Raw genomic sequence first — 13,379 nt, 5'->3', positions numbered from 1 at the left:
TGTAGAGTCATCCATGGCAGATAAGAAACAACAGCCCCCCTTAAATGAACAAGAACGGGAATAAGAAAAAGCTGAATGGGAAGAAAAACCGACGGAAGAAAAAACGTCGTCTGCGTCTAAAAAATCTTTGTGCCGTATGAACATCTTCTGCTTTTGTGTTCACGTTCTTCTCCAGGAGTTTAACGGAAGGATCATTAACCGTATAATGGTCCGGCAGTAATACAATAGCGCCTTTGTTATTTACGCTTTCAATCTTTACGTGAAGGGCACCAGCCTTTGTATTAATTACCGTCCATTTCCCTATGTTTTTTGTTAATGTTCGACGAAGAGTAGGCATTCTTTGATTTCTCCTTTCTTGATAAATTCACTATAGGATATGAGGAAATACAACGTCTTGTCTTAGTTAAGTGCCCGAATAATCGTCCAGATTTGGTATCACATTCCTTTCGCCGAATGGACGAAAACAATGGATGATATCCTCAAAAAAGAAAGCATCAAATGTAGGCATACGTCCAGTTGTCGATATGTTTATAACGGTGTTCATTCCACTACGAAGCATTGACGAGACGGACATAGACTTCTGGTATAAACGGAACAGCATTCCTGTTGAATAAAAAAACGCTATGGATTGGTTTCCGTAGCGTTTTTTATCGCTAATGTAGAGTCTTATTCTGAAAGGGGAGAGAGATTCAGGAGCCCATGTCCGTATCCCTTCCGTACTCTACTTCGCTTGTTTAGGCGCTTTAAATAACTTTCAGCCTTAGCGCCATTCAGCTCAGGATGGCGGCTAAGCACGAGAGCCGCTCCACCGCTAACATGCGCGGCTGACATTGAGGTACCGCTCTCCGTCCTATATCCGCTTTTCCAGCTGCTTCTTATGTCTACACCAGGTGCCATCATGTCCACCGGGCCTCTTGTGCTCGAAAAGGAAGCCCGCTTCATCTCCTGATCAACCGCTCCGACTGAGATGACCCATGGAAAACGTGCAGGATAATCTACAAGTCCGCTGCGTTCCCCATCGTTTCCTGCCGATGCAACCAAAATCATTCCCTTCTGGTGAGCTTTTCGTGTGGCGTATTCCAGGGCGGCGTTATAGTTACGGTCTCCAAGGCTCATATTCAGCACTTGTATATGGTTATCCATCGCCCATTCGATGCCCCTGATTACATCACTAATTCTCCCGTTGCCGTCCCGATCCATCACTTTAATCCCATAGAGCTGCGCTTCTGGAGCAACTCCATAAAGGCCACCGGCTCGACCGTTAGCGGCAATGATACCAGCTACATGAGTGCCGTGTCCGTTATCGTCTGCAAAATTGCGACTTTGTCCAATGATATTATATCCTCCAGCAACACGGCCGCGCAGAGCCGGATGCGAGGAGGCAATGCCGGTATCCAGTACGCCTACACGAACGCCCTTCCCTGTACTTTTGGGCCAGGCGTCCGGTGCATGAACGGCCTGAATGTTCCAGGGAATGGGAGATGCAGACGGATTGAAGGTAGAGGGGGCGGCCCGGTGTACCCGGATTTGAATGTCCTCCTCAATAAGGGAAAAAGCGGGATGCTTACTAAAAAATTTGATGTTTTCAACATTAGCAACGATGAAGGGGAAATGCTTGTGGCAGTACAAAATCTCAATCCCATTCTGCTTCATACAGACTTTACGAGCTTGATTCATATTAGCTTTTACATGAATCAGATAACGTTTTGCCATAAATCAGCCTCCTCTTTCTACATGGTAGTACCAGTATATGAAAAATTGAGTGAATGGGGATGTAATAGGAGAAGGGAGATACCTAAATTTTTGCCCTATTTTATGGAAGAAGAGAAGGGATGTAAACAAAATCTTGCTGTATCCATTAGTAAACAAGCAAAAAAAAAATACTACATTTAACATTTTTAGGACAGTGAAATTCAAAATGTATGCTATTGCCTCGTTACATATCAAAACTTTTAACAATACAATATAGTATCTTACAAGATAGGGGTGAGTACTTGGATGAATATAAATGCTATTATTGAAATTGTTAAGAAGATTCCAAAAGACAAATGGAACGATGAAAAAACGATAAAAAAAGCAATAAAAGCTGCTGGAAAAGTACATGGAAAGACGTTTTCAGAGGCTGAACTTAACAAATATGTTCAGCAGTTTAGAAGTTTTTCTAAAGGTGGAGGCTCTCTTTCCTTGCTATCTATGCTTCTAAAAAGCGGAGTTAATATGGAACAGATTAATGACATTAAGAAAAAAATGCGAAGCTAAATAATTTCCGAACAAAAAATGATGGTAAAAGTGAAAAATTACGCCGATATACAATTTCACTTTCATCTCCCTTTATCTTTCATATGAAGCACATCTCAATTCTCCGATGGATTTTAAATGAAGGTAGGAACGAAATATATACCGAATAGAAAATCACCCATTCTCCTATCATTAGTTTAAATAAAATCATAAGGGAAGAGGCAAAGAGAAATGAGGAAGGTGTTATCACCTCTACGTTACACAGCCATAGGAGACTCTATTACCGCAGGGATTGGAGCTTGGTTTAATTATGGATATGCTCACCAGTATCGAGATTTTATAGAAAAAGATTGGAAAACACGTGTCATTTTTCGTAATTTAGGGCGGCCCGGCTGGACAAGTCAAGAATTGTTGCACAGGATCAGAAATGACATCACCTTTTTCAAAGCCATACAGACAGCAGATATCATCACATGTTCCATTGGTGGAAACGATTTAATTCAGGCAGGTCGTGTTTATGATAAAACGAAGAATAAAAAAACAGTAGAAATAGCGCTTCAAAATTTTCAACGTAATTTCCTTTCCATTGATCAAAGTATTAAAAACATAAAAAAATCCTCCACTACCTCTTATATGATCTTCTATATCGAACTTTATAATCCGCTGCCTGAATTCCCTCTGGCTCGGCAGTCGGTGAAAAAACTAAATCGAATTCTCCATAAAGCAGCCGACTCCTATACAAAGATTGCCCCTGTATATGCAGCCTTTTTACATCATGAAAATACACTGTTATTTATTGATGGTAAGCACCCAAACTATAAAGGTCATCGAGTAATAGCAGAAACAATTAGAAGATTAGATTATAAACCTTAACACTTGTCTAACTACGTGCCCATCATCTCATGCATCTCTTATTTGACACTCCAAACGGCTGAAGCCGTGGGATTCTTGGTTCGTTAGCGTCCGCAGTCCGTTTCCGTTTTGGACAACGCCCAAGTTCGAGGGTGTGTCATCACCCCGTCCCATGTGGTTAGAGTGTACCCACACGGGCGGCGTACCTGTTACCAGTACGCTAGGCTACTAACCCAGAAATGGCCTTTGCGATATTGATTGCTCCATTTAGATCCGCATGTATGGTGTATCCGCATTTTTTGCACTTGAAGTGTATACCGTTTCGGTTTGCCCTATCCCTATAACCGCATTTACAAGTTTGACTAGTGTAGTCTGGTTTAACTAATTCAAAGCGGATACCTACCATTTCTGCTTTGTACTTAATCATTTTCTGTAGCTGATAGAAAGCCCATGAATGAAGGTTTCTACCAGCTTCTTTTTTAGACTTTGCCCTATTTCGAATATCCGTCAAATCTTCCATTCGAATGATACCAACACCGTTGGTCAATGCGAAATCTACGATTTGACGGCTGATTTTATGGTTCTGATCTTTCATCCAACGAGACTCTTTATCTTTTGATTTTTTGATGGCGGAAAGTTTTTTCAGTTTACCTAGCTTTCTTCGTCTAGCCGCAAAACATCTACGAATAAAAGCAACTTGGTTTCCTTTGAAGAATAATGATTTTGTTCCAACACTGGCGACAGCTATGTATCTCAGTCCTAGATCAACTCCCATGACTTTAGTTTCTTTCCGTTGTTCTACTTCAAAAGTGATTGGAATGGCTAAGTACCATTTTTTCTTTTTCTTATACAGTTTAGCCGCTCCTTGTTTTGCCGTTCCGTTAATGATTCGATTAAGCCATGCTTGTTGATATGGACGTGCTACAACGGGTACACCTATTATTTTCTCTAATGTTGGAAAAGCAACCGTGTAGAAATCTCCTTTCTTTTCTACTTTTAAGTTTTGATTATTAAAGCAACACCATAGTTTTCTAAACGTCTTTGCCTTCTGATTTTTCTTTTGGGACTTTACTTCTCGAATAGTCTGATTAACGATAGCAGAAGGAAACTTTTGTGACGAAAAGTCTTTAAATATCTTGCTCGTTGCTTTGTTTAATTCAGGATGATGCAATAGCCAATTAGCAAATTCTGTGTTCAATTCTGTCATTCGTTGGTACATTTCCTGTTTGACTTGAGTCGGTTTGTGTAGTTCTAGCCTTAGTGTGATCGTTGGCATCGATTCACCCCCTTTTCTTTTGAGATTCCACATAGCGTTTGATTGTTTCACTTGATACATTCCCTGCTGTACTAACGAAGAAAGAGCGTGTCCAAAGACTTGGCAGATGAGACAGGTGTTTAAATTCCTGTCTTAATCGTCTGGAAGTCACTCCTTTCACTCTTGCCATAATATCTGATGGAGAATCAGAGGGAAGACAATTCAAGAACAAATGGCAATGATCAGGCATCACTTCCATAGCAAGAATGATCCAATCATTCTCTTGGCAAATTTCTTCTACTAACTGCTTGAATCGCTCTTCCACTCTGTTCACTAACACTTTTCTTCGATAACGTGGGCAGAAAACAAAATGATAGTTAATTAAAGATACAGTTGTTTTCGTTCTTCGATATTCTTGTTCCATATTATGGATCGTACCAGTTTAATAGTCATACTGCAACAATTAAAGATAAAAAATTGTTGCTCTAAGCAATCCCATGAAGGGATTATCGAGCAACGCTGTCTTTCACCCCACGATTCAAACCGTGGGCTTTCAGACGGTATTTTCTGTAATAAATGAAAATGTGCTTGGATAAAAAAAGTACCTCTAATTATCGGGCGTTATCTTCTATGCGCCCAATTTTCACATTATGCATATAAAGCGAGATACTAATATAACCATTGCTCTTACTCCACATAGTATGGAATTAGATGCCATGTGAAAAGGGGGGAAGAGAATGGGTCTTTTTGGTAGGAAACGATGTGAAGATGAAGAACAGCGGGAAACACGTAAATCAGCCAAAGGACGGCGTGAACGACGTGAAGAACAGCGGGAAACACGTAAATCAGCGAAGGAACAGCGTGAACCACGCAAAGAACGACGCAGAGAACGACGGGAATCACGTGAATAACACGAAATTAATTTCATGTTTGTTTTTTTATTCTTCTCGTGAGCCTTTCTTGTGCGGGTGAAAACGAACGGGGGATATGAATGAAGAATCCCCCTATTCACCGTGCAGGAAGGACAACCTTTAAGAAATAAAGGATAACAAAATCTAACAGATGCTATTACTGAAAAATCATACGTTCCCTCATTTTTGTACGCTCAAAAGTGGGTTTTTACATAAAGTAATAGGATTGGACAGTAATAAAATCTAAAGTTCCTATGTAGAAATGAACGTCAAATCATATTCCATACAAAAACAATGGCCTGGACTTTTCTCGTGTTCTTTCCTCTTTCTCCTTTTGTACGTTTATAAACTAGGTACATGCCTTATCTCTATTATGCCTTTTTTAACATACAATGAGTATGGGACCCAGCAGTACAAAAGAAAAAGGAGGTGTTTTGTCGTGAAGAAGGGCAGTCCAAACCGGAGAAAAGAGCTGCATGTCATCAACCAGCGATTATTAGGAATTAAAAATACGCTGCGTAAAATAGAAGGTAACATAATCGAGACAAAAGATGACAGGGAAAAACTTGAAAATACGTTGTATAACATTGAAGCTCATATTATGGAGACAAAGGATAATAGAGAAAAACTTGAAAATATCCTGGTAGAACTAGCAGAGGTTAAAAAGTATCTAGCCAAAAGAAACAATAGACAACCAAGAAAGCGGCGCGATAAGAGCAACGCGGAAGTTCAAACTGCCCCGGAAACCGCCCCGAAGAGTAGCCAAACAGCAGACACAGAAAAAAGCAGCCTGGGAAATTTACTTGACAATGTAGACCTTGCCCAGATTATAAAACTTTTGCAAAACCCGGTGGTGCAATCGATGTTAAAAAACATTTTATAGAAACAACTCGGATCAAGGGAGCCAGTATGCATCGAACGAGTATCAGGCCATTTTGCGACAACATGGAATGCAAACGAGCATGAGCCGAAAAAGTATGAGATTGTTAGCGTAAGCTAGCCAACCGCAGGAACTGTTGAGGTTATTCCCGTTTCACACAGGTTGTATTAAGATACATCCATCGTGAACGGAGAGTAGGCCTCTTTTTTGTTGACTATGTTTTGACAATTTCCCACAATTCCTTGATATTTGTTCCGCATTTTTTATTTACAGTAAAAGATATTAAGAACCAATTACTGATCAACAGATATAAAAACGATTCTGAAGCTATAGAAACGATTAGGCAAAATGCAGTGGAGAAAGGAGTCATGCTATGGGCTATTATGATGATAGTTTTTCCAGTCAGCTTAAGAAAGAAAGAAGAGAAGGATCCTCGCTGGTTTTTATTGCTTTTGTTTCAGCGATTATGGGTGGTTTGCTTGTGTTAATGATGATGCCGACGCTGCTAAAATCAGGCTATCTCCCAGGTTGGAATGTGGCACCATCCAGTGCACCATCCGGCGGTGAGATAGCCAATTATTCTGTAAACGTTAATTCGGCTGTTGTCGATGCGGTTAAGAAAGTGGAAAATGCGGTCGTCGGTGTGATTAATATTCAAGAAACAACGAATATTTTTGGACAAGTTGCGCGTGGGGAAGCAGGAACCGGCTCAGGGATCGTATTTCGCAAGGCTGGAGATAAAGCATATGTTGTAACGAATAATCATGTAATCGAAGGAGCGCAGAAAGTTCAGGTATCTCTTGCGAATGGTAAGAAAAACATTGATGCTAAAGTTATAGGTACGGATCCGTGGACTGATCTGGCTGTCCTTGAAATTGATGGCTCGAAAGTTCAACAGGTTGCGGAATTCGGTCATTCATCTGCAGTTAAGGTGGGTGAACCGGCGATTGCCATTGGGAACCCTCTTGGTATGACATTCTCCCGCACAGTTACTCAGGGAATTATCAGTTCAACGGAAAGAACGATACCGGTTGACCTGGATGGAGATGGGGAGCAAGATTTTGAAACGAATGTTCTGCAAACGGATGCGGCGATCAATCCGGGAAATAGCGGTGGCCCACTCGTGAATATTTCCGGTCAGGTGATCGGGATCAATAGCTCTAAAATTGCGAAGACAGGAGTGGAAGGACTAGGCTTTGCCATTCCGATCGATGACGCGAGTAAAATTATTGATGATTTGATTGCGCACAAGTCTGTGCAGCGTCCGAAGTTGGGCATTACGCCGGTCGATTTGCAGGCTGTACCGACAGAGGCATGGCAAGACCCGCTGCAATTGCCTGCCGATGTGGAGAGCGGAGTTGTTGTGAAAGATGTAGAACAGTTCAGCCCTGCCGAGAAGGCGGGATTAAAGCAGTATGATGTCATTGTGCAGCTCGATGATCAAAAAATTGAGAATTCGGTACAATTACGCAAGTATTTATTCCAGAAGCGAGTTGGGGATACAGTGAAAGTAACGTTCTATCGCGACGGAAAGCTGCATAGCGTCAATATTGTACTTACAAAACGAAACATGCCGTAAAGAAACCACCGGAACCGGGGAGTCTATCCCCGGTTTTTTCTGTTCGTCGTATTTGCAATGTTTACGGAAAAAGAACGAGCGCTTACGTCTGCGAGTTTTTCTCATATGTTGCATATCATCCCCTTTTTTCGGTATGTTTAATCCATAAAAATTGTTTGTCACGGGGGTGAAACCATGCCATTTCGTATTTATTTGGTTGAGGATGAGGAGAATGTAAATCAATTGCTTGTTTCTTATTTGCGGAAAGAAGGATGGGATGTTGTTTCTTTTCTAACCGGGGAAGAAGCAAGGCAGGCCATCCATCATCGGCCCGACTTATGGATTTTGGACATTATGTTGCCGGATATTGACGGCTATCAGCTCATTCGGGAAATTAAAGCGGATTCCCCTGAGGTTCCGGTGATTTTTATTTCCGCCCGGGATGCAGAACTGGATCGAGTCATTGGGTTGGAGATGGGAAGCGATGACTATTTGGCTAAACCTTTTTTGCCGCGTGAGCTGGTCATTCGTACACGTAAATTATTGGAGCGTGTATACGGGAAAGCTTCTGTTTCCACCTGTGTAATTTCCCTGCCCCCGTATTCGATAGACGAGTCGAAAAGAATGGTTATGCATCATCAGCAGATCATCGAATTGACATCCAAAGAATTCGATTTTTTACTTTTGTTTGCGAAAAATCAGGGCCAAGCATTTTCACGGGAGCAGATTTTAAAGTATGTATGGGGAGAAGACTATTTTGGTACGGATCGAGTAGTGGATGACATTGTAAGGCGTATTCGCAAAAAAATGCCTGACTTGCGTATCGAGACAATATACGGATATGGGTATAGGGTTGTAAAGCAATGAAAAATAAATCCTTAGCCGTACAAATTTGGCTCGTCTTTACCGGTTTTATGGTAGCGTTGGCCTTGCTTGTCGTTTTGCTGGTTCCATTAACTGTTCGTCCTTTTTTAACCCAGGAGATTTATACGAGAATTGAGGATGCTCAAAATTTGCTTTGGATACATGACATGGAAAACATTCCGCCCGGGGCACGACAGAAGCTTGAAAATATTCGAGTAGTCAAGCATGTTTTTTTGTTAGGGGATAGAGTAGTCATCGTTTCTCCGACTGATCTTCCTTTGTCCTTTTTGCAGGAGGTAAAAAGGGAAGCGTTTGAGCAAGAGAGTGATTCGCAAAGGTATGTAGGAAACATAGCGGGTGAAAAGATTTTTTATGTAATTCGCAAGGGAGAAGTCGATGGACAGGATGTTTATCTTTTCTCTTATGTATGGGAAGAATATGAAAACCGGATCATTCAATCGCTTTTTCAACAGTTAATCGGAGTTTTAGGATTTGTGTTGGTAATAAGTTTTCCTTTTTCCTTTTGGCTAGCGAAATATTTATCACGCCCACTAATCAAGATTGAAAAACATGTAAAACGCATCGCAGATATGGATTGGTCGGAACCTTTGCTTTTGGATAGAAAGGACGAAATCGGAAAGTTAGCGCAATCGGTTGAGAGAATGCGGAAAAAACTTATTCAGCAAGATGAAGCCCAGCGCTCTTTCCTGCAGCATGTTTCCCATGAATTGAAAACGCCGGTTATGGTCATTCGCAGTTATATACAAGCCGTGCAGGACGGAATTTATCCAAAAGGAGATTTGCACGGTACAATGAATGTGATTGAAGGAGAAGCGGAGCGTCTAGAAAAGCAAATAAAAAATTTGCTGTATTTAACAAAACTTGATTATTTATCTGATCAGGAGCAGGTTTTTCAGCCTGTCGATATGGCAGAGTTGGTTCATGAAGTGGTAAATCGTTTGCGTTTTCAGCGTGTGGAACTTGAATGGAAGATGCAGTTGATCCCCGTGGTGGTGCAAGGAAACCGGGAGCAGTTGCAAGTGGCGCTAGAGAACATTTTGGACAATCAAATTCGTTATGCGTCGAAACAAATTATAATTTCAGCGCAAAAAGAAAAAAAGCAGGAACAGACATATATAACCTTGCGAATCTGGAATGATGGAGAGAAGATTTCCCAAGATGCTCTGGAAGCCATTTTTCATCCTTTTTATAAAGGAAAGAAAGGACAATTTGGGCTTGGTTTGGCGATTGTCAGGCGCATCGCCGATCTTCATCAGGCGAAAGTCTGGGCGAGGAATGAAGAGGGGGGTGTAGCTTTTTATTTACAAATTTGTTCGGCTTAACATCTCCATACCTTCACGACAAGAGCGAAAAAGCGGTTGCGATGTTTTGGCGGCCGCTTTTTCGCTTTTGCCTGGTTTGGTACAGAATAGAAAGATAAAAAGGCGCGAAGGAAGGAAAGGTGTATTTTTCACTGCATGTTTTTATGTGGTGAGTATGGATAGTCCTGTTTCTTTCTTAATATGTGGAGCTATAGCGCGCATGTAAATATAGGATTTGGAATGTCCATATACAACGGATTTTCACCCCGTTTTTGAAAGCAGCTGAATAAATTAGCCTTTGCCGGAAGAGTGTCGCTGTGCAGCAGATCATCAATTAATGATTGTAGCTGCGGTGAAGCAGTGGTTATTTTCATCGACTGTAAGAATTCCCGCACCGTTTGCCAGAATAAATACTCATCTTGATGACTATAGCGGGCGAGCGTATGAACAAGGTGCCCCAGATGATTAACGAAAAAGTAATACTTTAGACGGAACCATGCTTGTTCGTTGCTATATAAAACGGGACTAGCAGCAGAAATAATCGTATCAACCCAATTTTGCTTTTTCGCTTGTTCGCGGTCTACGCTAATCCCTTCTAAATCACGAACGTAAAATTTGGATGGAAAACCATCTTTTAGCCGAAGCATGGAATTTTGCACGTGCGCCTCAAGGCTGATCCCTGTTTCAGCGAATAGCTGTAAAATCGGCTGCAAAGAAATAGATAAATATTGTTTTAGCCATTCAAACAAGTTAGGTAACTCGCGCTTCTCATTCTGTCTACGAATCGCATAGAATAAGGCCGGTTCTTTTTCTTTAGGAGGTACCTCGAATAAAGAAGCAATGACATAAGGTGTATTTTCTTCCTGGCACTCTGCGGGTGCTTCGCGCAGAATAGCGGAGAAGCTTGCCATAATTTGCTCGTTTTCCGCATGGGTTGCATACGGAATTGATACCGTCCGAAATCCGTTTTCCAATAAGATGGTGAAATTCTCAGAATTATAACGGTCTTTCACACAATGCACGACCTTGGCCGCATCCAGTGTCCGGTATAATTGTTCGCGGGTATTTTCTCTAATAAAATTTGTCACGCGTATATGTAGAGATAGCTTGTAGAAGCATTGATGCTCTGGCGACCAGACCGTACGAACGGAGGAAGTAGGATATACGTTCTTACCTAATGGACCAAGATCGATCAGTTGTTTTTCTTCTATTAATTTTTTAACCAGCGGCTGCGTGAGAAGATACATAGCTTGCCATGGATGGCATGGAAGCAATACATACGATTCATATTCGGTGTTTAGCTGTTGACGGGCTTGCGTTGCGATTGCTTCTGGAATAAAAGGGTCTGTTTCTTCTTCTTGCTTATTGACCCATCCTTCTATAATGAGTTCGGGAGAAAGGGCAAAATAGTGCAGGGGAAAAGCGGCGCCCATTTCAGGCGCGTATTTCCGCAAGTCTTCTGCTGTAAAGCCTTCTGAACTTTTGGGTGTAGGATGAAACGGATGCCCGTAGTAGAGCGATTGTTCCGAGTATCGAAAATCGAAGCGGGCCGTGGCAAGCCCTTCTCTTGTTGTTGTCTGCTGACTGTATATACGCATATTTTTTAAGCTGTTTTTAATCATACGTATCAATTCTTCCTGTTTCTGTTGCCGCAACGTCTTATCGGGTTCTGAAATAGAGACTTCTTGCATAATGAAAAGAACAATTTGTTCAAAGGACAGGGTCTTTTTTCCTGTCTCTGTTTCTTGAAAGAACGTATCTCCATATGCATGATGGCCGCCAGCGGACCAATAGGTAAGTGTCCCGAGAATTGTATTTTTTGTGTGTGGCAAAAAAATTTTCATGGCGGTTTCCGTGTGAACCGGAAGAGAGAGAGTTTGCACCGCTTGCTGATCCCTTGGATCATGATTGCCTGTTTCGCGAAGATACGCGTTCAAAATTCGCTTGAGCATTTCTTTTTCCGTCAGTTTCATCATCGTTTCCTCTTCTTTGTTTACATGTCCGGCAATCGCAGTCATACTTATGCTCCTTTCTTTGAATCATTAAAAGCGTTTTAGAGTTTGTGATGGACATTAAGATTCCGGTTGCTTGAAAGTAGAGAAGAATACCAGATAATCATAGAAGTGAATGCCAATACGATTCCCATGACAAGAAAGACAAACGGGAAGCCGATGTGGCTACCCAGGAACGATCCGAGGAAGGGACCGGTGATTTGGCCGATCATGAGAAGGCTGTTGGTTGCGCCGATTCGTACGCCCTGATTGTCCATATCAGATGTTCGCAGCACATATAACATGACAGATTGCAGGAGTGCACTGTAAGAAAAGCCTTGCAGAAAGCGGACAATAAGAAGCCATTGCAAACTCAAAGTGTACGTCTGAATAAGCATGCAAACAGAGCAAAAAAAGGCAGCCCAGATGAAAGTATACTCAATACGTTGACAATCATTTTTCTTTCCCCACCATGGTGCGCCAACCAGTTCCCCGAATGAAGTCATAGCTAGAAGAATTCCCGCCCAGATAGCTGTTGCTGATGATTGGATCATTTGTTCTACATAAGGAGTAAAAATCGCAAAGGTAGCGAAATCAGCCACTTTTACTAGAATTCCGGCCAGAATGAATGCTCGCACGGCACGGTGTTGATAGAGGGAAGCAAAAGTTTTCCATATACTATTGTGTATGGATTCTGCTTTCGTCTGGGATCGGGTTTCGGTAAGGAAGATAGCCGCTATGATTGCACAGCAACCCGTTAAGAGACCCATTAGCAAAAGCAATGGACGACAGCCCCAAAATTCCACAAGTATGCCTCCGAGAAATGGGCCTAGTAGAAGGCCAAGCGCTGAGGCATTTTCCATTTTTCCCAACGTATATCCTTGGCGATTTTTTGGAGTTTCAGCGCCGATGAAAGCGCTGCTTGCGTCAGAAATTCCACCGAAGGCTCCTTGACACAAACGAAACAGAAAGAATTGGAAGGGAGTTTGTGCAATCCCCATGAAGAACATGCTTAATGCTAAGCCGGATAGGGCGCGAACCACCATCCATTTCCGGCTCCATCTGTCGCTTACTTTGCCCCACAGGGGTGTCATGATGGCGTAAGATAGGGCAGGGGCAGCGAGAGCCAAACCGCTCCAAAGCAGCCTATTTTCTGTATCACCATGACTGAGTGATTCCATAAAAAAGGGGATAAATGGACTAATTCCGGTTAAGCCTGTACTAACCAGAAAACGTCCGCTCCATAGAATTCGAACATTGGTTTTCCATAAGGCAGAATCCATTTACCTTTCATCACACCCCTCCATAAAAGAAAATGACAATCATTATCAATTAATGTGTACATATTAACAGTATTGATAATCATTGTCAATCAGAAATAAGGCACATTACAAATAATTTAAAATTTTTTCTAATCATTGACATGAGAATGATTATCAATAATAATACTCAATAAGTGATATAGATTATCATTATCACTTTTCTTAAAACCATATCTCTTTCCTGGA

The 13,379-nt window shown here is 41.7% G+C and carries 13 protein-coding genes; 7 read left to right on the top strand and 6 right to left on the bottom strand.

Translation table 11 applies throughout. From position 1 onward, the window contains the following. Window positions 1-40: 40 nt before the first annotated feature. Both K3F53_RS16500 and K3F53_RS16495 read right to left on the bottom strand, forming a co-directional pair. Entirely contained in the window at window positions 41-337 is a 297-nt protein-coding gene (locus K3F53_RS16500) for a hypothetical protein (protein ID WP_057897577.1), read from the bottom strand. A 329-nt stretch (window positions 338-666) separates the two neighbouring features. Beyond that, window positions 667-1,713 (bottom strand): S8 family peptidase, encoded by a 1,047-nt coding sequence (locus K3F53_RS16495; RefSeq protein WP_057897578.1) that lies wholly within the window; start codon window positions 1,711-1,713, stop codon window positions 667-669. A gap of 285 nt (window positions 1,714-1,998) precedes the next feature. On the opposite strand from K3F53_RS16495, the gene K3F53_RS16490 reads away from it, so the two are divergent. Next, complete coding sequence (locus K3F53_RS16490; protein WP_057897579.1) at window positions 1,999-2,259, top strand: hypothetical protein; 261 nt, start codon at window positions 1,999-2,001, stop codon at window positions 2,257-2,259. 210 nt (window positions 2,260-2,469) lie between these two features. Continuing rightward, on the top strand, window positions 2,470-3,111 hold the full coding sequence (locus tag K3F53_RS16485; protein ID WP_220559129.1) for a GDSL-type esterase/lipase family protein: 642 nt from the start codon (window positions 2,470-2,472) through the stop codon (window positions 3,109-3,111). 199 nt (window positions 3,112-3,310) lie between these two features. Here the strand turns inward: K3F53_RS16485 and K3F53_RS16480 are convergent, their stop codons facing one another. Further along, the gene (locus K3F53_RS16480) at window positions 3,311-4,366 is read right to left on the bottom strand and encodes an RNA-guided endonuclease TnpB family protein (protein WP_057897581.1); all 1,056 of its coding nucleotides are present in this window, start codon (window positions 4,364-4,366) and stop codon (window positions 3,311-3,313) included. A 4-nt stretch (window positions 4,367-4,370) separates the two neighbouring features. Next, window positions 4,371-4,769, bottom strand: coding sequence for an IS200/IS605 family transposase (gene tnpA, locus K3F53_RS16475; RefSeq protein ID WP_082705854.1), 399 nt, complete (start codon window positions 4,767-4,769; stop codon window positions 4,371-4,373). A gap of 313 nt (window positions 4,770-5,082) precedes the next feature. On the opposite strand from tnpA, the gene K3F53_RS16470 reads away from it, so the two are divergent. The 5 genes from K3F53_RS16470 to K3F53_RS16450 all read left to right on the top strand — a co-directional run bounded on the left by K3F53_RS16470 (window position 5,083) and on the right by K3F53_RS16450 (window position 9,901). Next, window positions 5,083-5,256, top strand: coding sequence for a hypothetical protein (locus K3F53_RS16470; RefSeq protein ID WP_156423990.1), 174 nt, complete (start codon window positions 5,083-5,085; stop codon window positions 5,254-5,256). A gap of 439 nt (window positions 5,257-5,695) precedes the next feature. Next, on the top strand, window positions 5,696-6,139 hold the full coding sequence (locus tag K3F53_RS16465) for a hypothetical protein (RefSeq protein WP_057897582.1): 444 nt from the start codon (window positions 5,696-5,698) through the stop codon (window positions 6,137-6,139). A 370-nt stretch (window positions 6,140-6,509) separates the two neighbouring features. Then, the gene (locus K3F53_RS16460) at window positions 6,510-7,715 is read left to right on the top strand and encodes a S1C family serine protease (protein WP_057897583.1); all 1,206 of its coding nucleotides are present in this window, start codon (window positions 6,510-6,512) and stop codon (window positions 7,713-7,715) included. A 174-nt stretch (window positions 7,716-7,889) separates the two neighbouring features. Continuing rightward, window positions 7,890-8,561 carry a response regulator transcription factor gene (locus K3F53_RS16455; RefSeq protein WP_057897584.1) on the top strand — a complete coding sequence of 224 codons (672 nt, stop codon included), beginning with the start codon at window positions 7,890-7,892 and terminating at the stop codon, window positions 8,559-8,561. Then, complete coding sequence (locus tag K3F53_RS16450; RefSeq protein ID WP_057897585.1) at window positions 8,558-9,901, top strand: sensor histidine kinase; 1,344 nt, start codon at window positions 8,558-8,560, stop codon at window positions 9,899-9,901. The genes K3F53_RS16455 and K3F53_RS16450 overlap by 4 nt, the downstream gene beginning before the upstream one ends. Window positions 9,902-10,089: 188 nt before the next feature. On the opposite strand, the gene K3F53_RS16445 is transcribed toward K3F53_RS16450, so the two are convergent. Then, the gene (locus K3F53_RS16445) at window positions 10,090-11,898 is read right to left on the bottom strand and encodes an IucA/IucC family protein (RefSeq protein ID WP_057897586.1); all 1,809 of its coding nucleotides are present in this window, start codon (window positions 11,896-11,898) and stop codon (window positions 10,090-10,092) included. 35 nt (window positions 11,899-11,933) lie between these two features. Next, window positions 11,934-13,154, bottom strand: a complete 1,221-nt coding sequence (locus K3F53_RS16440) for an MFS transporter (protein WP_057897587.1) — start codon at window positions 13,152-13,154, stop codon at window positions 11,934-11,936. Between the last annotated feature and the right edge of the window lie 225 nt (window positions 13,155-13,379).

Origin of the sequence: Aneurinibacillus thermoaerophilus, from assembly GCF_019603355.1 — a bacterium.
GTDB lineage: Bacteria > Bacillota > Bacilli > Aneurinibacillales > Aneurinibacillaceae > Aneurinibacillus > Aneurinibacillus thermoaerophilus.
The sequence above is the reverse complement of the archived record's forward strand: the minus strand, read 5'-3'. Positions and strand labels throughout refer to the sequence as shown.